Origin of the sequence: Pseudoalteromonas sp. SG41-5, assembly GCF_014164495.1 — a bacterium.
Taxonomy (GTDB): Bacteria; Pseudomonadota; Gammaproteobacteria; order Enterobacterales; family Alteromonadaceae; genus Pseudoalteromonas; species Pseudoalteromonas rhizosphaerae.
The window spans coordinates 118,205-144,051 of the sequence record NZ_JACJFH010000001.1 but is presented as its reverse complement, the minus strand read 5'-3'; the positions used below and the strand labels follow the sequence as shown (position 1 = coordinate 144,051).

The 25,847-nt window shown below is 40.3% G+C and carries 22 protein-coding genes; 4 read left to right on the top strand and 18 right to left on the bottom strand.

Features of this window, described 5'->3' with window-relative positions; all coding sequences use genetic code 11:
* From odhB to sdhC, 6 genes are all read right to left on the bottom strand, one after another.
* Window positions 1-1,488 (bottom strand): 2-oxoglutarate dehydrogenase complex dihydrolipoyllysine-residue succinyltransferase (gene odhB, locus H5232_RS00655; protein ID WP_182830451.1); only part of this gene is annotated, 1,488 nt, incomplete at its 3' end.
* A gap of 3 nt (window positions 1,489-1,491) precedes the next feature.
* A complete protein-coding gene (locus tag H5232_RS00650; protein ID WP_182717862.1) occupies window positions 1,492-4,314 on the bottom strand; it encodes a 2-oxoglutarate dehydrogenase E1 component in 2,823 nt (940 codons plus the stop codon).
* 86 nt (window positions 4,315-4,400) lie between these two features.
* Window positions 4,401-5,117, bottom strand: coding sequence for a succinate dehydrogenase iron-sulfur subunit (locus H5232_RS00645; RefSeq protein ID WP_064666153.1), 717 nt, complete (start codon window positions 5,115-5,117; stop codon window positions 4,401-4,403).
* A 10-nt stretch (window positions 5,118-5,127) separates the two neighbouring features.
* Window positions 5,128-6,900, bottom strand: coding sequence for a succinate dehydrogenase flavoprotein subunit (gene sdhA, locus H5232_RS00640; protein ID WP_182717863.1), 1,773 nt, complete (start codon window positions 6,898-6,900; stop codon window positions 5,128-5,130).
* Entirely contained in the window at window positions 6,901-7,248 is a 348-nt protein-coding gene (sdhD, locus tag H5232_RS00635; protein ID WP_169017830.1) for a succinate dehydrogenase, hydrophobic membrane anchor protein, read from the bottom strand.
* A complete protein-coding gene (gene sdhC / locus H5232_RS00630; RefSeq protein WP_084448108.1) occupies window positions 7,239-7,616 on the bottom strand; it encodes a succinate dehydrogenase, cytochrome b556 subunit in 378 nt (125 codons plus the stop codon). Before sdhC ends, sdhD begins: the two co-directional genes overlap by 10 nt.
* Window positions 7,617-8,027: 411 nt before the next feature.
* On the opposite strand from sdhC, the gene H5232_RS00625 reads away from it, so the two are divergent.
* From H5232_RS00625 to H5232_RS00615, 3 genes are all read left to right on the top strand, one after another.
* A complete protein-coding gene (locus H5232_RS00625) occupies window positions 8,028-9,314 on the top strand; it encodes a citrate synthase (RefSeq protein WP_182739260.1) in 1,287 nt (428 codons plus the stop codon).
* Between the two features lie 130 nt (window positions 9,315-9,444).
* Window positions 9,445-10,659, top strand: a complete 1,215-nt coding sequence (locus H5232_RS00620) for an aminotransferase class V-fold PLP-dependent enzyme (protein ID WP_182830450.1) — start codon at window positions 9,445-9,447, stop codon at window positions 10,657-10,659.
* Between the two features lie 13 nt (window positions 10,660-10,672).
* Entirely contained in the window at window positions 10,673-11,086 is a 414-nt protein-coding gene (locus H5232_RS00615; RefSeq protein ID WP_182717865.1) for a SufE family protein, read from the top strand.
* On the opposite strand, the gene tcdA is transcribed toward H5232_RS00615, so the two are convergent.
* The 7 genes from tcdA to H5232_RS00580 are packed head-to-tail and all read right to left on the bottom strand — an operon-like array spanning window position 11,083 to window position 18,309.
* Window positions 11,083-11,883 (bottom strand): tRNA cyclic N6-threonylcarbamoyladenosine(37) synthase TcdA, encoded by an 801-nt coding sequence (tcdA, locus tag H5232_RS00610; protein ID WP_182830449.1) that lies wholly within the window; start codon window positions 11,881-11,883, stop codon window positions 11,083-11,085. The two genes, H5232_RS00615 and tcdA, sit on opposite strands and share 4 nt — an antisense overlap.
* The gene (locus H5232_RS00605) at window positions 11,884-12,558 is read right to left on the bottom strand and encodes a TIGR01621 family pseudouridine synthase (RefSeq protein ID WP_257325926.1); all 675 of its coding nucleotides are present in this window, start codon (window positions 12,556-12,558) and stop codon (window positions 11,884-11,886) included.
* A gap of 3 nt (window positions 12,559-12,561) precedes the next feature.
* Window positions 12,562-13,320, bottom strand: a complete 759-nt coding sequence (kdsB, locus tag H5232_RS00600) for a 3-deoxy-manno-octulosonate cytidylyltransferase (RefSeq protein WP_149981069.1) — start codon at window positions 13,318-13,320, stop codon at window positions 12,562-12,564.
* Window positions 13,308-13,505 (bottom strand): Trm112 family protein, encoded by a 198-nt coding sequence (locus H5232_RS00595; RefSeq protein WP_145233843.1) that lies wholly within the window; start codon window positions 13,503-13,505, stop codon window positions 13,308-13,310. The genes kdsB and H5232_RS00595 overlap by 13 nt, the downstream gene beginning before the upstream one ends.
* Window positions 13,495-14,475, bottom strand: a complete 981-nt coding sequence (lpxK, locus tag H5232_RS00590) for a tetraacyldisaccharide 4'-kinase (RefSeq protein ID WP_182794449.1) — start codon at window positions 14,473-14,475, stop codon at window positions 13,495-13,497. The genes H5232_RS00595 and lpxK overlap by 11 nt, the downstream gene beginning before the upstream one ends.
* Window positions 14,472-16,217: a lipid A export permease/ATP-binding protein MsbA gene (msbA, locus tag H5232_RS00585; RefSeq protein WP_182783662.1), complete on the bottom strand. Its 1,746-nt coding sequence runs from the start codon at window positions 16,215-16,217 to the stop codon at window positions 14,472-14,474. The genes lpxK and msbA overlap by 4 nt, the downstream gene beginning before the upstream one ends.
* Window positions 16,218-16,275: 58 nt before the next feature.
* Complete coding sequence (locus tag H5232_RS00580; RefSeq protein WP_259400095.1) at window positions 16,276-18,309, bottom strand: DNA internalization-related competence protein ComEC/Rec2; 2,034 nt, start codon at window positions 18,307-18,309, stop codon at window positions 16,276-16,278.
* Between the two features lie 225 nt (window positions 18,310-18,534).
* Between H5232_RS00580 and H5232_RS00575 the strand changes: the two genes are divergently transcribed.
* Entirely contained in the window at window positions 18,535-19,044 is a 510-nt protein-coding gene (locus tag H5232_RS00575) for a DUF2062 domain-containing protein (RefSeq protein ID WP_182830447.1), read from the top strand.
* Between the two features lie 111 nt (window positions 19,045-19,155).
* On the opposite strand, the gene H5232_RS00570 is transcribed toward H5232_RS00575, so the two are convergent.
* From H5232_RS00570 to H5232_RS00550, 5 genes are all read right to left on the bottom strand, one after another.
* Window positions 19,156-20,889: a DUF3466 family protein gene (locus tag H5232_RS00570; RefSeq protein ID WP_182830446.1), complete on the bottom strand. Its 1,734-nt coding sequence runs from the start codon at window positions 20,887-20,889 to the stop codon at window positions 19,156-19,158.
* A gap of 11 nt (window positions 20,890-20,900) precedes the next feature.
* Window positions 20,901-22,820, bottom strand: a complete 1,920-nt coding sequence (locus H5232_RS00565; protein WP_182717873.1) for an ABC transporter ATP-binding protein — start codon at window positions 22,818-22,820, stop codon at window positions 20,901-20,903.
* A 15-nt stretch (window positions 22,821-22,835) separates the two neighbouring features.
* The gene (locus H5232_RS00560) at window positions 22,836-23,072 is read right to left on the bottom strand and encodes a glutaredoxin family protein (protein WP_149981062.1); all 237 of its coding nucleotides are present in this window, start codon (window positions 23,070-23,072) and stop codon (window positions 22,836-22,838) included.
* Window positions 23,065-25,182 carry a bifunctional 23S rRNA (guanine(2069)-N(7))-methyltransferase RlmK/23S rRNA (guanine(2445)-N(2))-methyltransferase RlmL gene (gene rlmKL, locus H5232_RS00555; RefSeq protein WP_145233826.1) on the bottom strand — a complete coding sequence of 706 codons (2,118 nt, stop codon included), beginning with the start codon at window positions 25,180-25,182 and terminating at the stop codon, window positions 23,065-23,067. The genes H5232_RS00560 and rlmKL overlap by 8 nt, the downstream gene beginning before the upstream one ends.
* Window positions 25,183-25,272: 90 nt before the next feature.
* Window positions 25,273-25,803: a cell division protein ZapC domain-containing protein gene (locus H5232_RS00550; protein ID WP_145233823.1), complete on the bottom strand. Its 531-nt coding sequence runs from the start codon at window positions 25,801-25,803 to the stop codon at window positions 25,273-25,275.
* Window positions 25,804-25,847 lie beyond the last annotated feature (44 nt).

Here is a 25,847-nt window from a genome sequence, read left to right as displayed (position 1 = left end):
ATCTTCAAGTAACTCTTTAATTGTTACTAAGAAGCCAACAGATTCTTTACCATCTATTTGGCGATGATCATAAGATAATGCCAAATACATCATAGGAAGAATTTCAACTTTACCATTCACAGCCATTGGACGATCTTGGATTTTATGCATACCCAAAATTGAAGACTGCGGTAAGTTAATAATAGGTGTTGATAGTAACGAACCGAACACACCACCGTTAGTGATAGTGAAGTTACCACCCGTCATGTCGTCAAGTGTTAACTTACCATCACGACCTTTAAGTGCTAATTCACGAATACCTTTTTCGATTTCAGCAACAGATAGCTTATCGCAATCTTTTAGTACTGGAGTCACTAGGCCACGTGGCGTAGAAACTGCAATGCTGATATCAAAATAGTTGTGGTATACGATATCATCGCCATCAATTGATGCATTTACGTCAGGGAAACGTTTTAGTGCTTCAGTAACTGCTTTTACGTAAAAAGACATGAAACCTAAACGGATACCGTGACGTTTCTCGAACACTTCTTGATACTGCTTACGAAGATCCATGATTGGTTTCATGTTAACTTCGTTAAATGTCGTTAACATTGCCGTTGAGTTTTTCGCTTCAAGAAGACGATTAGCAATGGTTTTACGTAAACGTGTCATAGGCACGCGTTTTTGTGTACGGTCACCCATTGGTGCCGCTGGCGCTGCTTCAGCTTTCGCCGCAGGAGCTGGTGACTTCAAGAATTGATCAACATCTTCTTTTGTCACACGACCATTTTTACCAGAGCCTTTAATTTTAGAAGCATCTAGGCCTTTTTCTGCGATTAAACGACGCACTGACGGTGTTAACACGTCTGAGCTATCGCTAGAATCAGCAGCTGGAGCTTGTTCTTTTGCTGCAGGGGCTGCAGCTGGTGCGCCACCGGCTTTAACTTTACCGATAACTTGGTCACCCAGTACTGTATCGCCTTCTGCGTGAATAATTTCACCCATTACGCCATCTTCTTGAGCAACAACTTCAAGAACAACTTTATCAGTTTCGATATCAACTAGGTTTTGATCGCGTGTTACTGCGTCACCTGGTTGCACATGCCAAGTAGCTACTGTCGCGTCTGCGACTGATTCTGGAAGTACAGGTACTTTAATGTCCACTTCTTTACCTTCTGATGCTGGTGCTGATTGCGCCGCTGGCGCGTTTTCTTGTTTGTCCGAAGCTGGTGCAGCTTCGCTCTTTGCGTCTTCAGTTGGCGCAGCTGCATCAGCCTCACCAATGATACCGATCACTTGGTCGCCAAGTACGGTTGCACCTTCTTCTTGTGAAATTTCAGTGATCACACCATCATGTGGTGCAACAACTTCTAAAACAACTTTGTCTGTTTCGATATCTACTAAGTTCTGATCACGGCTTACTTTGTCGCCAACACTTACATGCCATGTAGCAACGGAAGCATCAGCAACCGACTCAGGAAGAACAGGAACTTTAATTTCTGTGCTCATTGCTTATCCTTTATTTTCAATAGTAAGCGCGTCTGCGACAAGCGCTTGTTGTTCTTTAGTATGCACTGACATATAACCACACGCTGGAGAAGCAGAGGCTTTACGACCTGCATATTTAAGCTTCGCACCTTGTGGGATTGCATCTACAAAGTGGTGTTGTGAACAATACCAAGCACCTTGATTTTGCGGCTCTTCTTGACACCAAACAAAGTCTTTCACATGTTGATAACGCGCCATAATGGCTTCCATTTCATCATGTGGGAATGGGTATAACTGTTCAACACGCACAATAGCTATATTGTCTTGCTCAAGCTTACGACGCTCTTGTAATAGCTCGTAGTAAACTTTACCACTACAAAATACTACGCGTTCTACTTTCTTAGCATCAATATCATCGATTTCATCGATCATATTATGGAATACACCTTCTGCAAGCTCTTCAAGCGACGACGTTGCAAGTGGATGACGTAACAATGATTTAGGTGTCATAACAATCAGTGGGCGACGCAGTGGTCTTACTGATTGACGACGTAACATTGCATATACTTGTGCCGGTGTTGATGGCACACATACTTGCATGTTGTGATCAGCACATAGCTGTAAGAAACGCTCTAAACGTGCTGAACTGTGCTCAGGACCTTGCCCTTCATAACCATGTGGCAATAAAATGGTCAGTCCACATAAGCGGCCCCATTTTTGCTCACCTGAACTTAAGAATTGGTCAAATACAACTTGGGCGCCGTTAGCAAAATCACCAAACTGTGCTTCCCACAATACTAGTGATGTTGGCTCTGCTGTCGCATAACCATATTCAAACGCCACAACCGCTTCTTCTGAAAGCACAGAGTCAAATACTTGGAAAGTACCTTGATCTTCACTTAAGTGCTGTAAAGGCGTGTAAGTGGCCCCATCAGTTTGACTATGTACAACTGCATGGCGGTGGAAGAAAGTACCACGCCCTGAATCTTGGCCTGTTAAACGAATATCAGTGCCTTCAGTTGCGATTGTTGCATAAGCAAGTGTTTCTGCCATACCCCAATCAAGTGGTTTCTCACCGTTAGCCATTAATTTGCGATCATCGTAAATCTTTTTAACGCGAGACTGGGCTTTATATTGCTCAGGGTAACTTGCTATTTTGTTACCCAGTTCTTTTAATTTTTCAACTGGAACGCTGGCATCGTAATCAACACTCCATTCATGGCCAACATACTTAGCCCAATCAGATGAGTGTGATGTTTCTGGTTGAATTTCTTCAACAACACAATTGCCTTCGTCTAAACCATTACGGTAGTCATCAGCCAGTGCTTTAATTTCATCTTCAGTAAACGAGCCTTCAGCCATTAACTGATCTGCGTAGATCAAACGTGGCACAGGGTGTTTTTTGATTTTTTGGTACATGATCGGTTGAGTCGCATTCGGCTCATCCGCTTCATTATGGCCGTGACGACGATAACAAACTAGATCAATAACCACATCACGTTTAAATTGATTTCTGAAATCAAGTGCGATTTGCGTAACAAATGCAACCGCTTCAGGGTCATCTGAATTAACGTGGAAAATAGGCGATTGCACCATTTTTGCGATGTCTGTACAGTAATCTGTTGAACGTACATCGTATTGTTTGCTTGTAGTAAAACCAACTTGGTTGTTCACTACAATGCGAATACTACCACCACAACTAAACGCATTTGTTTGCGATAAGTTAAAGGTTTCTTGAACAACACCTTGGCCTGCAACTGCCGAATCACCATGAATGGTGATAGGTAGTGCTTTAATACCTGAACTGTCACCCAAACGGTCTAAACGTGCACGAACCGAGCCCATAACTACTGGGTTTACGATTTCAAGATGCGATGGGTTAAAGGCAAGAGCCATATGAACTTTGCCACCTTTAGTAGCAAAATCCGAAGAGTAACCCATGTGGTATTTAACATCACCTGAGCTTAATGTTTCTTTATGCTTGCCAGCAAACTCATCAAATAGTTCTGATGGATTTTTACCAAGTACATTGACAAGAACATTTAAGCGACCACGGTGAGCCATACCAATTACCGCTTCTTGTTGGCCACTTTCGCCAGCACGGTGAATAAGCTCTTTCAGCATCGGTACTAACGCATCACCACCTTCGAGTGAGAAACGCTTAGCACCTGGGAACTTAGCCCCTAAATACTTTTCAAGACCATCGGCTGCGGTTAATCCTTTGAGGATACGCAACTTTTCTTCTTTACTGAATGTTGGTCGTGATTGCACTGATTCTAAACGTTGTTGTAACCAACGTTTTTCTTCAGTTGATGTGATGTGCATATACTCAGCACCTACTGAACCACAATATGTGGTCATTAGTGCTTGATATAACTCACCTAAAGGCATGGTATCGCGGCCTACGGCAAACGATCCCACGTTAAATTCACGGTCAAAATCAGCTTTAGATAATTCATGGTATTCAAGTTCTAAATCTCGAACACGTTCACGCTGCCAAATGCCTAATGGATCTAAGTTAGCATTTTGGTGACCACGGAAACGGAAAGCATTAATAAGCTGCAGTACTTTGACCTGTTTAGGATCGCCGCTACCACTGCCCTCTGCTACCACTACTTCTCTATGCTTGTTTTTCGCAAGCGCCGCAAACTGTGCACGAACTTCTGAATGCTTTACTTCAACATCCACACCATCTACTTTTGGTAATTGTTCGAACACTTCTCGCCATTCTTCTGGCACAGAAGTCGCATTGTCTAAATACGCTTCATAAAGCTCTTCTATATAAGCAACGTTTCCGCCGTTTAAATGTGAAGATTCTAGCCATGCCTTCATCACACCTTCGTGCATTTATAAGCCCTTTTCTTTAGCGCAGAAATTAATTGTTATAACAAGATGGCTAATTTACATTAGCCATCTTACATTTATCAATATTATTAAACTGAACGGTTTATTAACATTGATTTGATTTGTCCGATTGCCTTAGTTGGATTAAGACCTTTAGGACAAACGCTAACACAGTTCATGATACTGTGACAACGGAACACGCTGAATGCATCGTCTAAGTCAGCTAAACGCTCTTCTGTTGCTGTATCTCGGCTATCTGCCAAGAAACGGTAAGCATGAAGAAGACCAGCTGGACCGATGAACTTGTCTGGATTCCACCAGAACGAAGGACACGATGTTGAACAACATGCACATAGAATACACTCATACAAGCCATCTAACTTGTCACGTTCTTCAATTGATTGAAGACGCTCACCTGCAGCAGGTGTATCGTTAATTAGATAAGGCTTTACTTTTTCGTATTGAGTGTAGAACTGACTCATGTCAATAACAAGGTCACGTACCACTGGTAAACCTGGTAATGGACGAATTACGATTTTACCTTTGCCACCTTTTTGTAGCGTTGATAAAGGAGTAATACATGCTAAACCATTTTTACCATTCATGTTAACACCGTCAGAGCCACACACACCTTCACGGCATGAACGACGAAATGATAACGTTGGATCTTGCTCTTTTAATAATAAAAGTGCATCCAATACCATCATGTCGTGGCCTTCTTCCGTTTGCAAAGTATATTCTTGCATACGGGGGGCGTTATCAACATCTGGATTGTAACGATAAACAGAAAATTGTACTTGTGCCATCGTCTCGCTCCTAGTAGGTACGTGCTTTAGGTGGAAATGCTTCGCGCAGTTTCGGCGCATAGTTTACATCACGCTTGCTCATTTCATCCGTTACCGGATTGAATACTGAGTGACATAACCAGTTTTCGTCATCACGATCTGGGAAGTCAAAGCGAGAGTGTGCACCACGGCTTTCTGTACGGAAGTTTGCAGCAACTGCTGTTGAGTATGCTGTTTCCATCATGTTATCTAACTCTAGACATTCGATACGTGCAGTGTTGAAGTCTGATGATTTATCATCAAGACGCGCATGCTGCAGACGTTCACGAATTTCTTTAAGCTCTTTTAGACCGGCTGCCATTGACTCACCTTCACGGAATACCGAGAAGTTAAGTTGCATACACTGCTGTAGGTCTTTCTTGATTTGTACTGGATCTTCGCCTTGACCAACTGTTGAGTTCTCCCAACGATTGAAACGAGCGAGTGCAGCGTCTAAATCTGATTCTGAGGCATCTTTTGATACTTCAACGTCATTTAGGTAAGTGCCAAGGAAGTTACCTGCAGCACGCCCAAATACAACTAAATCAAGTAATGAGTTACCACCTAGGCGGTTTGCACCGTGTACAGATACACAGGCAATTTCACCAACAGCAAATAAACCTTCAACTACTTTTTCGTTGCCGTTAGCATCGATTTGTAGCGCTTGACCATTTACATTGGTTGGCACACCACCCATCATATAGTGACAAGTAGGGATTACTGGAATTGGCTCTTTTGCAGGGTCAACGTGAGCAAATGTTTTAGCAAGATCACATACACCTGGAAGACGTAGGTTAAGCGTTTCTTCACCTAAGTGATCAAGTTTAAGCTTAATGTGTGGACCCCAAGGACCATCACAACCACGACCTTCACGAATTTCTGTCATCATTGAACGGGCAACAACATCGCGTGACGCTAAGTCTTTCGCATTCGGTGCATAACGTTCCATGAAGCGTTCGCCATCTTTATTTAAAAGATAACCACCTTCACCACGACAACCTTCCGTTACTAGCGTACCCGCACCAGCAATACCGGTTGGGTGAAACTGCCACATTTCCATGTCTTGCATAGAAATGCCAGCACGTGTCGCCATACCAACACCGTCACCAGTGTTAATGTGAGCATTAGTAGTTGAAGCGAAGATACGACCCGCACCACCTGTTGCTAGTACCACAGCTTTTGATTTGAAATAAACAACTTCGCCTGTTTCAATATCAATAGCAGTACAACCAACTACATTACCATCATCGTTTTTAACTAAATCTAATGCATACCACTCAGAGAATACATTGGTTTTGTTTTTAACGTTTTGTTGATAAAGAAGGTGCAATAACGCATGACCTGTACGGTCAGCCGCAGCCGCGGTACGTGCTGCTTGCTCGCCACCAAAGTTTTTCGATTGACCACCGAAAGGACGTTGGTAAACACGGCCATTTTCAAAACGAGAAAACGGTAGACCCATGTTTTCTAATTCAGTAATTGCTTCTGGGCCAGTTTTACACATATATTCGATAGCGTCTTGGTCACCGATGAAATCGGAACCTTTAACGGTATCGTACATGTGCCATTCCCAGTTATCTTCATGTGAGTTACCCAGCGCAACCGTAATACCACCTTGTGCAGACACAGTGTGTGAACGCGTTGGGAAAACTTTAGAGATAAGTGCACAGGTTTTACCTGATTCAGTGATTGCAAGTGCCGCGCGCATACCCGCACCACCTGCGCCAATCACGACGGCATCAAATTCACGAACAGAATATTTCACTTAAACACCCCATAGAACGATTAGACCAATTGCTACGTATGCAGCGGCCATTAGGTTCAAAACAAAACCTAAAACAGCACGCAATTTTGCGCATTTAACGTAGTCAGTCAGTACTTGCCAAAGGCCAATACGGGTATGAACCATAATGCAAACAAGGGTAATTAGTGTGAACCCTTTCATTGCTAGGTTTGAAAACAGGCCTTGCCATGCTTCGAAAGTGACTTCTGGTGTACATAAGAAGTAGCCAATAATAAAAATCGCATACGCGGTAATTACTAGTGCCGTGGTACGTAACGAGACATAATCTTGTATGCCGTCACGTTTTAGAGTTGCTTGATTTAAAACCATATCCACACCCCTGCTAATACAGAAGCCACAACGCCAAGTGCCATTGCAATTTTAGCGCTAAGGTTACCTGATTCAAGTTCTTCCCAATGTCCCATATCCATAATGATATGACGGATACCACCAATAAGGTGATACGCCAATACAGAAATGGTGCCCCAAGCTATAAATTTGGCAATGAATCCGCTAAACAGACCCTTGACGAATTCAAAACCTTCAGCTGAAGAAAGAGACTCTGACCAAGCCCAAATGACAAACGTTAAAGCAAAAAATAATGCAACACCGGTGACGCGGTGAAAAATTGATGCTTTAGCCGCTGCCGGCATAGATATAGTTGTTAGATCTAGATTTACAGGTCTTTGCTTTTTCACAGTTACTTGCCCATCTTGCCCACTAGGAGCTCATCTACTTGTTTTTCTTAACCCACCAAAAAACGATTTTTCTGATGGAACTATCTAAGTAAAGCGTTTTGTTACGACTAAAATTCACATTTTTGCAAAGATTAGCTGTAAAAATAACGTTTACCTACAGACAATACGGTATAAAACCTTCGATAGTATATATAGCCAGAGGTCTTTTTACAATTCTTGTTTAGTTATAGCTATTTGCGAATTAGCCAATGGTATAATATTTAATCCCGTGAGAATATTTATTATACATTTGTGCATAATGTTTATAAAAATTGACTTTAACCCCCTCTTTCACGTTAAAATGAAAAGAATGTGCTTAAACAGATTCAGAACATAACAATCAGAGTTGTTATCTTAATAGGAGATAAATAGATGGCGGATAAGAAAGCCACAGTCCATATTGATGGTCTAGATCCAATCGAACTTCCAATTTACCAAGGTACTGCTGGTCAGGATGTAATCGATGTACGTACGTTAGGTGCTCATGGTCATTTCACATATGATCCAGGTTTCATGTCGACTGGTTCTTGCGAATCTTCAATTACATATATCGACGGTGGCAAAGGGATATTACTTCACCGTGGTTACCCAATTGAACAACTAGCCGAAGACTCAGATTATGTTGAGTTGTGTTATTTACTGCTAAATGGTGAGTTACCAACTAAAGAGCAATATGCTGATTTTGCATCACAAATTACACATAGCACGATGCTTGATGAGAAAATTGCAAACTTCTTCCAAGGTTTCCGTTTTGATGCCCATCCAATGGCTATGCTATGTGGTGTAGTTGGTGCATTATCATCTTTTTATCATGAAGATCTTGATATTACTGATGCAATACAACGTAAAACAAGTGCAGTAAAATTAATTGCTAAGCTACCAACTATCGCAGCGATGGCTTACAAATATAACGTAGGTCAACCATTCGTTTATCCACGTAATGATTTAAGCTATGCAGAAAACTTCTTACATATGATGTTTTCTGTACCAGCTGAAGAATATAAAGTTAATCCAGTGACTGCTAAAGCAATGGATAAAATCTTTATGCTTCACGCTGATCACGAGCAAAATGCATCAACGTCTACAGTACGCTTAGCTGGCTCTTCTGGTGCTAACCCATATGCATGTATTGCAGCGGGTATCGCATCACTATGGGGCCCTGCACATGGCGGTGCTAACGAAGCATGTTTAAACATGTTAGAAGAAATTGGCTCTGTTGATCGCATCGACGAATACGTTGCTAAAGCAAAAGATAAGTCGGACCCATTCCGTCTTATGGGCTTTGGACACCGTGTTTACAAAAACTTCGACCCGCGTGCAACTGTAATGCGTCAAACCTGTCACGAAGTACTTGCTGAGCTTAATATTCAAGATCCATTGCTGGATATTGCAATGAAACTTGAGCAAATTGCCTTAGAAGACCCATACTTTGTTGAGAAGAAACTTTACCCTAACGTAGACTTCTACTCAGGTATTATCTTAAAAGCAATTGGTATCCCAACAAGCATGTTCACTGTGATCTTCGCAATGGCACGTACTGTTGGTTGGATCACACACTGGGACGAGATGTTATCGCAACCTGGTCATAAGATCAGCCGTCCACGTCAGCTATATACTGGTCACACACACCGTGATTACGTAGCGACAGACAAGCGTTAATTTTAGTTAATGCTAAAAAGGGCCGCATTTGCGGCCTTTTTTGTATCTAGTCCTTGAGAAATATCACAAAGCCATTACAATTCCGATTCAGTTTTTAATTCGGCTTTGCTGTGCTTGGTGTTGAAAAGTTATGTTTAATATAGAAAAAATTCGCGCAGACTTTCCTGCCCTAAAACAACTCATCAACGGGCAACCGCTGGTCTATCTTGATTCGGCTGCAACCACACAAAAACCACTGTCAGTTATCAGCGCGACTGAGCAATTTTACGCACGCAATAATGCTAATGTTCATCGTGGCCGCCATACCTTAAGCGAACAAGCAACCCATGCCTATGAACAAGCAAGACAGACCGTTGCCAATTATTTTAATATCGATGCAAATGAATTAGTTTGGACCAAAGGAGCTACTGAGGCAATAAACTTAGTGGCGAATGGCTTAACTGAGCAGCTTGATAATGATTCAACCATCATCATTTCAGCCTTAGAGCATCACGCTAATATTGTGCCATGGCAACAGTTAGCAAAGCGCACGGGAGCAAAGCTACTGGCACTTCCGTTACAAAAAAATGGCTGCTTTGATGTTCAAGCATGTGTTGAATTCATCAGTCAGCATAAGCCATCTGTACTTGCTATCACTCACGCGTCTAATGCGCTTGGTAATATCACAGATCTTGAACCAATATTACATGCCGCAAAACGCCATGACGCAATTACATTAGTGGATGGCGCGCAGGCTGCGCTACATTTACAGCCAAATTTACCTCAACTCGGTTGTGATTTTTATGTTTTTTCGGCTCATAAAATGCTCGGCCCAACCGGATTAGGTGGATTATATGGTCGCTATGATCGGTTAAATAGTTTAGCTGTGTATCAAACTGGTGGCGAAATGATTGAAACTGTTACATTAGCAAAAACAATATTTCGGCAGGCACCAGCAAAGTTTGAAGCGGGTACACCAAACATTGCTGCAGTGATCGCTTTTGCGGCTGCAATTGATTACCTAACCAGTTTAAATAAGACTAATGTATATACTCATGAACAAATAATTTTTAATTATGCGGCAGAAAAACTGCAATCCATCGCAGGAGTTACCGTTTATAGCAACATTGAGAACAATATTGGCACCCTTTGTTTCAATTATAAAGACGAACACCCTTTCGATATAGCAACACTTTTAGATGGTTATGGTATAGCAGTTCGCAGCGGTCATCATTGTGCGCAGCCATTAATGCAACATTTAGGTATTAATGGCGGTGTTCGAGCCAGCTTTGCATTTTATAATAACCATAGCGATGTTGATTTATTTATCGCTGCTTTGCAAAATTGCTTAGAGTTATTAGACTAATTATGGATAAGACATGATTAAAACGTTTAAAGAAATTGCTTCATCGCTTGAGAGCTCGCCATCATGGCAACAAAAATACCGTGAAATAATGCTACTAGGTAAACAATTACCAGCTATGCCGGCTGTTTTAAAAACCAGTGATGCCCTTGTGCCTGGCTGTGAGAGTAAAGTTTGGCTGTATTTGGATTTTGATCTTGAAGAAAATTGCCTAGTTATTATTGGTGACTCAGATACCCGCATAGTAAAAGGATTATTAGCGATCATTTTGTCGCTTTATAATGGTTTAACCCCTGAACAAGCTATTAACACTGACGCATTTGCACAGTTTAATCATCTAGGGCTTATCCAGCACCTTAGTCCTTCCAGAGGCAACGGTATTAAAGCCATGGTTGAGCGTATTCAAACCATGGCACAACAGAAAAACTAACTTTTCACGATACGTGCGCAGCGATCTAAATATTTACGTATTGATTTTGCTGCGACAAAAAAACCAAAGCTTCCGGTTACCATAGTCGCTGAACCAAAACCGTTGTTACAATCCATATTCATGGAGCCATCAGCCCCCTGTTTAGCATGACAAACGCTGCCATCAGTATTTGGATATACCAATTGCTCAGTTGAATAAACACAATCGATGTTGAATTTTCGCTTTGGATTGCTACTAAAGTTGTACTGTTTACGCAAAATATATCGCACTTTTGCCAGTAATGGATCATGGGTGGTCTTTGCTATATCACCAAAAGTGATTTGACTCGGATCAGTTTGACCGCCAGCACCACCGGTGGTGATCACCGGTATTTTGTTACGTTTACAATGCGCTATTAATGCCGCTTTTTCTTTTACTGCATCAATGCAATCTATGACATAGTCAAAACCACTTATATGCTCACGAATATTATCTAAAGTAATAAAATCATCGACAACACTGACCTCACACAGTGGATTGATCAATTCACAGCGGGCCTTCATTGCGACAACCTTTGCTTCACCCACAGTGCCTGTTAAAGCATGTATTTGCCGATTTACGTTGGTTGCACAAATATCATCAAGATCAATTAAGGTTATTTTACCAACTCCAGTACGTGCTAGAGCCTCTGCCGCCCACGAGCCCACGCCACCAATACCAATAACACAAAAGTGGGCTTGTTGTAGCCATTCAAATTCAGTGTTGCCATATAATCTTTTGATACCACCAAAACGGATATCGGTTACTTTTTCACTCATTTACCAATCCAGTTGCCATGGTGTCTGCCAAGGCTGAAAGTTTTCATGTTCAATTAATGTTGTAAACTCATCATCGTAATGCGGTAACAAACTAAATTGCTGTAGTTTACCTTGCCACACAAAACTTAGTGCAAAAGCATGTAAATAGGTGCGCTCAGCAGCAGTACCACCGTATATTACATCACCTAAAATCGGCGCAGAAAGGCTTTTTAGCGCGACCCGTAATTGGTGCGTTTTACCCGAGTAAGGCTTTAAGATAAATGCCCTTCTATTGGCTTTAAAATTAATAGAATAAAAGCGAGTTATAGCTGGGTTTTCTTTACTTGTTAGTAGCTTATAGGTACTACGGCGTGATTTAGCCATATCCCCTTTGATCCAACCTTGCTTTTTCTTCGGTTTGCAATCACTTATCGCCAAATAAAACTTATTAACTTGATGAGCAGTAAATAAAACTGTCAGCTTTGCAGCCGCTTCACTACTGCGTGCTAAAATTATTAGCCCCGATGTCACTTTATCAAGGCGGTGCACAGCATATAACTTTTCTGCGAGTTGTTGCTCAGCGAGTACTACAAAACCTGGGCCTTCTTCACTATGGAAATTAAGCCCGGCAGGTTTTTCTATAATATAAAAATCAAGGTGCTTTGCTATAACCTTGAGTAATGTGAACGTGTTCACCACTTAATGACTTTGCAGTATAGCGACTACACGCGCTAAATCATCAGGCGTATCAACCCCTGCTTGCGGTGTTATTTTTGCCTGTTCTATTTTTATTTTATAGCCATGATATAAAACACGTAATTGCTCAAGAGATTCAAGTTGCTCTAATGGGGATGGCGTCAGTGAGATGTATTGTTTAATAAAACCAGCGCGGTATGCATAAATACCCACATGACGTTGAAAATCTTGTATGTCTAATCCGTTATTTTCACCTGTGTACATATGACTTCGATCATAGGGAATGCTGGCACGAGAAAAGTACAGTGCGTTTTTATTTACATCGCTGACGACTTTAACTGCGTTGGGATTAAAGATCTCATCGACACTATCAATGGCAGCACTCAAGGTCGCCATTGGCGCACTTGAATTAGCAAGTAAAGCTGCAACTTGCGAGACATTTTCAGCGGCTAATAAAGGCTCATCACCTTGTACATTCACTACAATAATATCGTTATTGAGAGATAATAAATCAACAACTTCTGCTAGCCGTTCAGTGCCTGACTGATGATCATCTCGAGTCATTAATACATCATTAGTAAAACCTTTGACAACATCAAAAACCTGTTGGTGATCGGTGGCTATCACGACCTTACTTGCCCCTGACGCCATCGCCTTTTCATAAACATGTTGGATCATCGGTTTGCCACAAATATCAGCAAGTGGTTTACCTGGTAGACGACTCGATGCAAAGCGTGCAGGAATAACGACTACGAATTCCACTTTTCAATCTCTTCTAAGCTCAATTCACGCGCTTCATTTTCTAGTAATACAGGAATATCATCTCGAATAGGGTAAGCAAGTTTTGCAGCTGTGCTGATCAATTCACTGTTTTCTTTGTCTAAACGTAATTTGCCTTTACACACTGGGCAAGCAATTATTTCAAGTAATTTTGTATCAAAGGCCATCTAGGATCCCTTTTTCTCTCAGTAATAAGTTAAGTTTAGATACCACCGCAGGGGATGGCTCTGCGTCAACAGGTAAAAAATACCACGTTGGTTTTGCAAATGAGTGACATTTTACCGCATCTTTCTCCGTCATAAACACTATTTCATCATTAAATTTTATGAAATCTTGTGCTGTATAACCATAATGATCTCGAAAATGATGGCAACTTAGCAATGTAATGCCTTGTTGACGTAAGCTATTTTCAAAACGTTGTGGATTACCAATGGCGCTCACTGCGTGACCGGTCAAAAGCGGGACTTTAGTGGCTATATTAGTGGCAACATTTACTAAATCAGCACTTTTTAGCTGATAATTAAACGTGGCATTCCCCCCATTTTCAATAACTAAGTCAACTGATTTTAAACGTTTTTGTGTTTCTCTCAGTGGCCCCGCAGGCATTAACAAGCCATTGCCAAAACGCCGTTCACTATCAACAATACAGCACTCTATTGTTCTGGCCATTTTATAATGTTGCATACCATCATCGGAAATAATCACATCAAGCTGATATTGCGCAATTAATTGTTTTATATTCGCTTGTCGATCTGGGCCTACAACTACAGGGCAGTCAAGCCTGCGTTGAATAAGTACCGGCTCATCACCTGCCTGAGTCGTGTCGGTATGCTCAGTCACAGTAAGTGGATAGCTATCACTATTACCGCCATAGCCTCGACTAATAATGCCAACCCTTAAGCCACGCTGCTGTAAGTAATTCGCAAGCCAGATCACAAAGGGGGTTTTCCCATTACCACCAACGCTAATATTACCTACCACGATAACTGGCACAGGGCTTTGGTATGCCTTCATTAAACCTAGCTTATACGCTAATTTACGCAGATCACTTATAAACCAAAATAACACACTCAGTGGTAAAAGTAATATGGTAATAAAGCTTAGTTCTCGATACCAACTTTGTTCTATTTTACTCACCCGTGATCACCAAATTGCATCTTGCAAAGCGCTGCATACGTGCCATCATTAGCCAGTAAGCTGGTGTGGTCACCACTTTCTATCACTTGACCATTATCAATAACATAGATGCGGTCGCTTTGTTCGATTGTTGATAATCGGTGGGCAATCACAATAGAGGTTTTATTTTTCATTAATGCTTCTAAAGCTTGCTGGATCAGTTTTTCAGACTCAGTATCCAATGCAGAGGTTGCTTCATCTAAAATCAAGATTGGTGCATCTTTTAATATCGCCCGCGCAATTGCTATTCGTTGTCGCTGCCCGCCTGATAACATTACACCATTCTCACCGACCATGGTATTTAGACCATCGGGTAAATCTTTAACAAATTCCCACACATGTGCTTGTTTTGCCACATTCAACACCTCGTCATCGCTAAGTGAACGTGCAATGCCATAACTGATGTTATTAGCAATAGTGTCATTAAATAACACTACTTGCTGGGATACTAAAGCAAATTGGCGACGTAAATCAGTTAACTTATAATCCGCCAATGGCACACCATCGAGTAAAATCTCACTGGGCGGTTGTAAGTCATAATAACGCGGTAATAAGTTTGAAATGGTTGATTTACCAGAACCAGAACGCCCAACTAACGCAATACTCTCGCCTGCTTTTATAGTGAGCGATAAGTTTTTTAATACAGCTTCTGCTTTCGTTGGGTAATTGAAGGTGACATTTTTAACTTCAATCATACCTTTTACTTTATCTACACTAATTGTACCGACGTCTTTTTCAGCCTCTTCATCAAGCACTAAAAAAATACTTTGCGCTGCAGATATGCCACGCTGTAAATCACTATTTACATTAGCTAATTGCTTTAAAGGGCGTAATAACATCATCATCGATGAAATAAGCACCACAAAATCCCCAGAGCTCACTGTATCAATCATTGATGGCATGGAAACCACCCAGAGAATAACGGCCATTGCACTGGCAGCCAAAATTTGAATCACAGATACACTAAGCGCTTTAGTGGCATCCATTTTGATACGCTGCTGACGGTTATGGTTATTAATTTTTGCAAACTGAGTTATTTCTTGCGCTTGACCGCCAAAGCCATGAATAACTTTATGACCACTGAGCATTTGCTCTGAGCTACGGGTAACTTGTCCCATTGCTGATTGAATGTTTTTAGAGATATGGCGAAAACGTTTTGATACAACAGAGACAATAACGGCCACTAAGGGAATTATAACCAAAAAGATTAACGACAGCTTCCAACTGGTATAAAACATCACAGCTAGCAAAAACACCACAAACGCGCCTTCTCTGACCACAATGAGCATCGCTTTGGTGATCGCTTGCTGTACTTGCTCTGTATCGAACGTTATTTTTGAAATCAAATCACCCGTTGAATTTTGATCATGAAATGCAACCGGTAAATGTAAAATATGCTCAAATAATTGCTGACGTAACGAACGGACAACTTGTGAACCCACATAACTTAAACAATAAGACGAGATATAATTAAAAACACCTCGGCCAAATACTAACGCGATGACAACAAATGGCGCGTATTTTAATACTTCAGCGTTGCGTTGATTTAAGCCCTGATCTATAAATGGCTTCATTAGTTGGATAAATAAAGCATCCATCGCTGAGTAACCAATCATGCCAATAACAGCAAAAATGGCAACGCTTTTATAATCCCCCACATACGTCAATAAACGCTTATAAATTTGTGATGTAGTCTGGTCCATAATACTCTCTTATTCATAATCTGTGGCTATTGTAGCCTCCAGTTGCACAAAACTAAACTCAATCTTTTAGAAACCAATAACTTTCATCTTCACGAGCTAGGTTTACTGTGTAGTGATGTGGATAAAATTCAATTTTAACCTGCCCTTTATTCGCTGTTGTATATTGTAAAGCATGCTGTGTAGCATAACGTGCTATAACTTCTGTACGTGGAAATTGCCACTGTCCTTTATATGCCGTTGAATGAATAACAATCTCAGGAGCAACCGCAGCAATAAATGCATCACTCGATGAGGTATTACTGCCATGGTGAGGACTCAGTAATACCGTACTTTTAAGCACCCCTTGCTGCTGGATTAGTTGCGCTTCTCTTGTTGCTGAAATATCACCTGGAAGCAAAACACTGAACCTGCCATCGCTAATGCGCACGACACAAGAGTTATCATTATCAGTTATTAAATGCTGTGCTGGCTCGCTCACGGTAATGGTTAAGTCATAAAAACTATATTCGCCCGCTCTGCAAACTTGCTCTGGCCCATTTGGTTGTAGCAATTTAAAAGTATGCTGATAACCTTGCTCTAACCAATGGATAAGCCCTCCAGCATGGTCTTTATCCATGTGGCTGATGAGCGCAACTTCCGCCTCAATGCCGTTTCTTTTTAAATAAGGTATTAAGGTGCTGTTGACCCGCGTAAATGTATTAAAATAAATTGGGCCAAGATCATAGATAAAACCTTTACCTCGATTACTGACTAACACCATGGTGCCATGACCGACATCGAATACATTTAGCTGCCAGCGCGGTTTGGTCAGTAAATAATGATCGAGTACAACCAGTAATAATGGTATGCATGCCAATAAACGCCAGGGCAAAAAACACACAATTATTGCTGTAATGTAGCTACTAATAAGCCATTGCTGGCTAAAATTTGTGGTATCAAACCAACGAAAATCAACCGGGATCAACAATAAGAGTTGATAAATATGTTGTAATAATGAATCAAACACGCTAATCAACCCGCTAATATCAAAAAACACACTAATAGCAGAAAACATTACTAAGCAAGGCATGATAATTAAACCAAGTAATGGGATAGCCACTAAATTAATAACTAAGCCAATTACACTGACCCCATTAAAATAATAAAGTGATAATGGTAGTAAACCAATAAACAATGCAAACTGTAGAATAATAAGTGTTTTTATGATGGCTAAAAAGCCAGAGCTGGTTACGGTTATAACACTAAAAACCCAAAAGATAATTGCCACCGCAGTGAATGAAAAATAAAGCCCCGGATTAAGTAAACTAAATGGATCAATAAGTAATACACATACCAATGCAAACAAGATAAATCGCCAGCGTAGTGCCTGCTTAGCAAAGTAATAAATAACTAAATAACACCCTAGCATGATCAGCGCACGCGTTGCAGAGACGATAAAACCACTTAAGTACACATAACTAAAAGCAAGCACAAATCCACCTAAACTATAAATAAGTGACAAATTGATCTGCTGTGTAGTTGGTTTAACCACAAAAATAAAAAGGCTTGTTAAATAGCGAGTTATAAAAAAACCGATACTAAACATCAAGCCAATGTGTAATCCCGAAATAGCCAATAAATGGCTAATACCAAATTGCTGTAATTCTTGCTTTTGTGAAAAACTCATAGCACTGCGGTCGCCAGTCATTAGCGGATAAAACAGCCAATTTAGTGAGTTATGCTGGTAGGTGAGTTTGATAAAATTACGATATTTTTCAATTAGCTCAAATTCATGGTTGTTAGATATTTCGATAATACTACCAACTTGCTTGCCTTTAAAAAATAGTCGCTCACTAAATGCGTAACGCTCTTTATCAAACACATCATAATTTTTTTGGCTGCGATATTTTTCTAATTCAAGCCACGTTGTAACGTGATCACCTACTTTGAGTCTCTGGTCGTTTTTTAATGTGAGCAATGCAAAAGGAGGCTTAATATTTGATAGAGGCTGATTATCTATCTCATTGAGCTGAACTTTTAAATAATAGTTATCACGCTGAGAAATAACTTCAACAATCGTAACATTACTTAGATGTGGTTTATTTTCATCCAAAGCCAAGCTGGAAATTGCATAAAAGCTGGAAAAATGTCCCCATACACACAAAATTCCACAAATAAAACCTAACAATACACTGTAAAACGGCTTAAAATAGGCACTCGCAATTAACAGAGATAACGCGAAAACTGTAAATACAAGGGTCTGATAATAATAAACGGTTATGATACAACCAACGACAAACCCAACGCTTAACCAAACAGATGTAAATGGTTGCTTTAAATGGCTAAAAAAACGATCCAAAGGTTTTTACCCGATCACAATAAAGTTAAACATCATAAATATTTAAAAATTTTTGGTCGTTTACTCCACGATGCTAATCTATGGCATTTAAATCGTCGCTCAGCTCGTGGGGCATTTTCAGTCGGTTTATTCTTCGCTTTCATCCCTGTTCCTTTTCAGATGGTGCTTGCTGCTGCGTTGGCTATTCCATTACGAGTAAATCTACCTATTTCTGTCGCCGTAGTATGGATCACCAACCCGCTAACCATGCCGCCTATTTTTTATTGTTCGTATTTAATTGGCACGTTAGTGTTAGGGCAGCCGGAGCAACATTTTGCATTTGAACCAAGTTGGCAGTGGTTTATGGAAAGCTTAACCACCATTGGTCCTGCTTTTTTAGTTGGCTCGTTTATTTGTGCGTGTGTTGCCTCCATAATAGGCTATTTCGGTGTTGATTTACTATGGCGCCGCTCAGTGCGTAAAGCATGGTTAAATCGTCATAAAAAATAACTGTTTCAATTTAAAGTATAGACAAAAAAAACCCTGCTTAGCAAAGCAGGGTTTTTTATTTTAATACTAAGTGACCGTTAATGCTGGATCACCTAGCAATAATTTCAATACTTATCGCAATATACGACGCAGACCAACTAACGGTAGTAACAATAACGTATACCAAGGAGAACTAGACGATTGACGTTCATAAGTTTCCGTTTCAGGAGCTGAACAACTATCAATAGTCCCGTTAATAGGAGATAACTTCACTGGCACTGCAATACTTTCGTATTCTATTTCACCATTGATATCTCGTACAACACCGCCTAATGAATCAGTTTTTTCGACCGTTTTAGTAGCAACACCAAAAATTTCGTTTTTATTGTTAATCACTTTAGCTTCTGCAACAACATAACCGTAACGTGTTTCACCATCTGCTTCGTAGCAAGGCAGTAAATCATTTATGTTTGTAATCGCATCTTCACCAATCTTGTACAGGAAACCTTCGCGGCGACGCGCACCAACATTAAATAGGTCAGTTTCACCTTCACCAACAATATAACCATTGTCATTAATATCATTGGAAACTGAGCTGGAGCTATTAAAGAAATCCGTTGGGAATACAGTACTATTACTGGCAACATCATGATAAAAGAATTTTTGACGATCTGAGCCATCAATTCTCTTTATTCCATAACCAACAATCGTATTATTATTATTAATTGCTACTGCCTTACCACCTGTCCAATCATCTTCTTGATTGAGCATTTCAACAACGTTTCCGTCTTTGTAATAAACAGGCAACGATCTAATTGTTGACGATCTGTTATTATCACGAATGTCAGAGTAACCGGCAACAATACCATTACTATTAACAGCAAGTGCATTACTTATAAATGCAAACCCATCATCATCTTCTGGTGTAAGACCCAAACCAAGCGGTTCAGTTTTAGTAATGTTTAAATTTGTATCAAGTGTCCACTTAACTGCACGGGTATCGAACAATCGTGATGATGTGCTTCTATACAAATTCTCAATACAAACACTGACAGGTTCATCTTCACCATCACAATTATCATCAATATTTTCTTGTCTATCAACTGGGATCCCTGTTGATACTTGCCCAACGACAATATAACCGGTGTTTGTTTTAACGATATCGTTGGCTGAACTTAAGCCACCAAATTCCGCATACTCAGGCACTAACGGCACATTTAAACCCGATGGCGATACAACAATGCCCCGAGAAATAAAATCACGCACGAATCGTGTTTCTTCTTCACTTTCACCCTCAGGAAGAAAGCTAGTTTTCTCATAAGGTGCACTGCCCCAACCCGCAGTAACACCGTCTTCTGCTACTGCATTATAATTATTGCTAACGGAGCGTGTAAGGCCATCATAATCAACTGATGCAACATCAAAAAGAACTTGTTCTTGCGCTTCACCATTTAAAACATTGTAACCGATGATATTAGCCAATTTTTGATATTCTGAGTTGTTAGCTTGTGCTGATAAAAATGAAAGCATAAAACTGTGTGCATCTGGGTTAGTCGCCGCTGCATTATTATTTTCAATATCATCTAGAGTAAAGGTAATTTGCTTATCAATTAACTCGAAATTATTTTCTTGCTGATCGTATGCCCTTTCGATTAGGCTATCAGTAAAATCTATATAGCTAACATCAATAGGTAAATTGTAAATACCGTTAGCAACGCCGATTATATTGCCACTTTCGCTGACATCTTTAACGTAGTTATGCTTTGCTTCGTCTAAAGAACTCAGCTCTGTTAACTGATACGTGGCACTGAGTGCCGATGTACTCATCGTAGCTAAAATACTAGCCGCGAGTAATTTATATTTCATTTTAGTCCTTACTACTGATTCTTTAAATCTTCAAGTTCTTCCCAGCGCTCCAGAGCGGCTTCAAGGTCAGACTCAAGTTGTGCTAAATGGTTCAATTCTTTGGTTGTCGCACTGGCATCTTGTTTAAAGAAATCAGCGTCATTAACCACAACTTGCTGTGCTTCTAATGCTTGTTCAAGTTGTTCCAGCTTACTGGGTAATTGTTCTAATTCAAGTTTTAATTTGTAAGAGAGTTTATTACTTTTGTTATCTGCTTTAGCCACAGGAGCTGGTGCAACGACTGCTTCTTTTTTAGCAGGTGTAGTTAGCTGTTTTTTTTGTTCCTGTGCTAAATAATTAGCATAGGCTTCATAATCACTGTAACCACCGACAATATCTGTAATTACCCCATTACCTTCAAATGCCCAAACACTGGTACAGGTATTATCAATAAACTCACGGTCATGGCTTACAATTAACACAGTTCCCTGATACTGATTAATAATATCCTCTAACAGCTCAAGGGTTTCTATATCTAAATCATTGGTTGGCTCATCAAGCACAAGAATATTTGATGGTTTTAAAAATAGTTTAGCTAATAATAAGCGATTTTTTTCACCGCCAGAGAGTGCTTTAACTGGTGTACGAGCACGCGCAGGTGGGAATAAAAAGTCTTGTAAATAACCGAGTACATGACGTGAGCGTCCGCCCATCATTACTTCTTGCTTACCTTCGGCAACGTTATCTTGTACGGTGGCTTCTTCATCAAGCTTTTGGCGGTATTGATCAAAGTAAGCAAACTCTAAGTTCACCCCTTGCTTAACAATCCCTGCATCAGCTTCAATATCACCAAATAGCAGTTTTAATAAAGTCGTCTTACCAATACCGTTAGGGCCAACTAAGCCAATACGATCGCCACGCATTACTAATGTAGAGAAGTCATTGGCGATAACTTTATCTTTATTAAATGCATGATTTAGATGTTTAGCTTCAAATACTAATTTACCTGAACGGTCTGCAGTTTCAATATTGAAGTCAGTTTTACCCACTTGATCAACACGCTGTTTGCGTTCATTACGTAGCTGTTTGAGCTCGCGGACACGCCCTTCATTACGCGTTCGACGTGCTTTTACACCTTGGCGGATCCACGTTTCTTCTTCTGCTAAGCGTTTGTCAAATAATGCGTTTTGCGTTTCTTCTACTTTTAAATCATGGGCTTTTTGCTCTAAATAAGTAGCATAATCGCCAGGGTATGAAATTAACTTACCACGATCTAAATCAAGAATACGCGTAGCAACTGCACGAATAAAAGCACGGTCATGAGAAATAAAGACAATACCGCCTTTAAACTCTTTTAAGAATTGTTCAAGCCACATCACACTTTCCATATCTAAATGGTTAGTAGGCTCATCAAGTAATAATAAATCCGGCTCACTGACAAGTGCCCGTGCAAGAGCAACTTTGCGTAACCAGCCACCAGAAAGTGATTCAAGTTTGGCTTCTGGTGCTAATTCTAACTGTGTTAATACAAGTTGAATTCTACTATCAAAACGCCAACCATCTGCGGCTTCGAGTTGATTTGATAAACGTTCAAGTTTATTAAGTAGTTTATCTGTGCAGTCAGTTTGTAACTCAGTGCTGACGTGATGAAAGTCAATTAATAAATTTGCAATCTCAGGCATACCTTGAGCAACATAATCAAACACCGAGCCACTAGCCCCTTTTGGTGGATCTTGCTCTAGACGCGATATTTTAATACTACCTAACTGATTTATTTCACCATCATCTAAAATAACTTGGCCGTCAAGGACTTTTAGTAACGTTGATTTACCCGCACCATTACGACCAACCACACACACACGCTCACCAGTTTCGATGACGGCATCAGCGTTGTCTAACAGTGGATGCGTACCATACGCGAGTTGAGCTTTAGAAATTCTAATTAAATCCATACTATCTGTTTACTCTTATTCTGTTTGCGTAAAAAACTGACGCACATCTTGCGCAGTGAAAGGCCAAAATAATTGCGGGCCTTGATCGCTTTTTAAAACGGGTATACTGGTCTGATATTCTGTAATTAATTCTTCATCACTCATAATATCAACAAGCTGTAACAGATCATCACCTAACAACGGCGTGATCAAGCTCTGCGCTTGCTCACATAAATGACAGCCATCGGTATGATACAAAATCCACTTAGCCATGGGTTATCAACCAGCTATTATGTATTTTTTTATTGCGTTTGAAGTCAGGAGAAATCGTCTGCTCTGAAATATTAACAGCTTTTAAGCCTAAGCCAATCAAGCCAACTTCATCCATGGTGAAGCCACGCATATTATTCGAGAAAATCAACGTGCCAGATGGACTGAGGATTTTTTTAACCCATGTCAGTAATTTAATATGATCATTTTGTACATCAAAAGCATCTTTCATGCGTTTTGAATTTGAAAACGTTGGCGGATCTAAAAAGATCAAATCGTATTGGCTTGTGGCATGCTCAAGCCACTTCAAACAATCAGCCTGTTCAAAACGATAACGGGTATTACTGATATTGTTCAGGTCAAAGTTATCTTGGCCCCATTTTAAATAGGTTTTCGATAGATCAACCGTGGTTATCGCTTTAGCGCCACCCAGAGCTGCATGTACAGAGGCTGTCCCTGTGTAGGCAAATAAATTCAAGAAGCGTTTATCTTTGGCATTTTCTTGGATATAACGACGAGCAAGACGGTGGTCTAAAAACAAGCCAGTATCTAAGTAATCAAATAAATTGACTTTAAACTTCGCGCCAAACTCCTCAACTACTTGAGTACGATTTTGCTTAGCCATTGGTGTGTATTGCTCTTCACCTTTTTGCTTTTTACGTACTTTTACAGCAATATTTCCAGGTGCGATATTGAGCTGCTGTGAGGTTAACGAAATCACGTCTTGTAAACGTTTGTGCGCTGTTACATCGTCAATTTCTTTCGGCGCAGCGTACTCAAATATTACCGCTGAATCACCATAAATATCAACGGCTACATTGTATTCAGGAATGTCAGCATCGTAGACACGATAGGCCTGCACATCATTTTGTTTGAGCCAATTTTTCAGGCCTTGCTTATTCTTTTTAACCCGATTAGCAAACGACATTGAACCTTCAAAGTTCAATGCAGGCTTATCTTCAGTTGTTTGGCTGACTTGTTTGTCATCAAGTTGATATAAATTAAGTACCACATCAAGTGGACCATTTTTAAATTTATAACGCTTGAGTTTCACCAGCTTTAATAATTTAAATAAACTCTCATCCATGCCTAGTAGGGCAAGTTTCCAGTTATTAAAATGTTTTTTAAAGCCTGTACCTAAAGCACTGTGTAAACTTACCAACTCAGCCATCGAACCAATACGTTCACCATACGGTAAATTTGAAATAACCACACCTGGTAATTTTGCCACTGAGGTAAGCTTAGTTGCATCGCTTTGTTTAAACTTGATCACATCACCTAGATCAGCTCTACGAGCATTATCTACTGCTTTGCTTAGTACATTAGCGTCATTGTCATGGCCAATAAGCCATAGTTTAGGATCTGTAATTTGTGCTGTAAGCTGCTCTTTTAACTCTTTGTATTTAGCAATACGGAAACTTGGTAAGCGCTCAAATGCAAATCCCTCACGGAATAAACCCGGCGCTTCATTACGCGCCATGCCAGCAGCTTCAATCAAAATAGTACCTGCACCACAGCAGGGATCAAATAGCGGCTGTTGAACATTGTCAAGCCAACCACTGCGTTTGATCAGTGCTGCCGCTAAATGCTCTTTAATAGGTGCCTTACCTTGACCTTCTCGATAACCACGTTCAGATAAACGCGGTCCTGAATAATCGATATACATGGCCACACCTTGACGCGATAAACGCGCAACAACGCGTACATTGGCATCTTGTTTATCAACGTTTGGCCGCTGTTCAAATAAATCATTAAAATAATCAACAATCGCATCTTTGATCACTAAACCTGAGAACTGGGTATTTTTAAGTGAGTCGTTGGTACCATTAAAGTCGACTGCAAAAGTTTGCGTTGGACCAAACCATTCCTGCCAAGGCTGTGAGCGAGCAAAATTGTAAAGGCTTTCTTTATTATTTACGCCCTCTTTCTCTTCGATCAACATCAGCACTCGTGTCGCGAAGCGGCTCATTAAACAGACCTTTTGTGCTAATGTAGTGTCGGCGTCAAAACGCACAGAACCGACTGTTTGTTTGGTCACCGTAGCGCCAATGTCAGTAAGTTCATCAACCAATAAATTTTCGATTCCGATAGAAGTAAGTGCGATAAAATGCAAAGTAATAACCCTTAATAGCTAATTGCGCGGGATTATAACATAGGTTGGGCGACAAACACGCGATAAACAAAGGAACTACAAAAAATATGCTTAGGCTGTTTTACTGTTTTGTGCGTGGTTATAAATTGGATGGACACGATTGTTAAGTATACGAATAGCTTCAAATTGATTAAGGCTTAAGTTTTCATCAAGCTTAAAATGCTCAGATAGACAAATGCATAAAGAGGCTTCTTTACAGTGGTCAACAATCAAAAACTCACCACTTTGTTCGCTAGTTTGCAATTTTATAACGGCTTCTATACTGGGCTCATTGCCTTTGTAGGGTTCGAAAAACCAACTTTTTGCCAGCATTGGCTTTAAATAAAATTTAGCTGCTGTCGCATTGAGCGCAATTTGACATAGCTGCGCGCCATTCCAAAGATTAAATCCAGCAAGATATTGGTAAACCTGCTGATAAAAGGCGGCATCTTCTAAACTAAAGTTAGGTTGGGTTAAAATAGCATCGGTGAGTTGACGTAGTTTATAAGGCGTGCACAGCTGCATATCTTGATCTAAATCGATCAATAAACGATTTCTTACTGGACAAGCAATCCATTTCCACTGCTTTGATGCTTGTAACATGCGTTCCCTACGCCCCTACTAATTAATCTTATGAATATTGTAGT

Coding starts and splice junctions, on each gene's coding strand:
- H5232_RS00615 (WP_182717865.1), top strand. CDS start 10,673: ATGATTAAAACGTTTAAAGAAATTGCTTCATCGCTTGAGAGCTCGCCA.
- H5232_RS00560 (WP_149981062.1), bottom strand. CDS start 23,072: ATGGCTAAGTGGATTTTGTATCATACCGATGGCTGTCATTTATGTGAG.
- H5232_RS00595 (WP_145233843.1), bottom strand. CDS start 13,505: ATGGCCTTTGATACAAAATTACTTGAAATAATTGCTTGCCCAGTGTGT.
- msbA (WP_182783662.1), bottom strand. CDS start 16,217: ATGGACCAGACTACATCACAAATTTATAAGCGTTTATTGACGTATGTG.
- sdhD (WP_169017830.1), bottom strand. CDS start 7,248: ATGGTTTTAAATCAAGCAACTCTAAAACGTGACGGCATACAAGATTAT.
- H5232_RS00570 (WP_182830446.1), bottom strand. CDS start 20,889: ATGAAATATAAATTACTCGCGGCTAGTATTTTAGCTACGATGAGTACA.
- H5232_RS00565 (WP_182717873.1), bottom strand. CDS start 22,820: ATGGATTTAATTAGAATTTCTAAAGCTCAACTCGCGTATGGTACGCAT.
- H5232_RS00575 (WP_182830447.1), top strand. CDS start 18,535: ATGGCTAAAAAAACGATCCAAAGGTTTTTACCCGATCACAATAAAGTT.
- tcdA (WP_182830449.1), bottom strand. CDS start 11,883: ATGAGTGAAAAAGTAACCGATATCCGTTTTGGTGGTATCAAAAGATTA.
- H5232_RS00625 (WP_182739260.1), top strand. CDS start 8,028: ATGGCGGATAAGAAAGCCACAGTCCATATTGATGGTCTAGATCCAATC.
- H5232_RS00550 (WP_145233823.1), bottom strand. CDS start 25,803: ATGTTACAAGCATCAAAGCAGTGGAAATGGATTGCTTGTCCAGTAAGA.
- H5232_RS00645 (WP_064666153.1), bottom strand. CDS start 5,117: ATGGCACAAGTACAATTTTCTGTTTATCGTTACAATCCAGATGTTGAT.
- H5232_RS00620 (WP_182830450.1), top strand. CDS start 9,445: ATGTTTAATATAGAAAAAATTCGCGCAGACTTTCCTGCCCTAAAACAA.
- H5232_RS00650 (WP_182717862.1), bottom strand. CDS start 4,314: ATGCACGAAGGTGTGATGAAGGCATGGCTAGAATCTTCACATTTAAAC.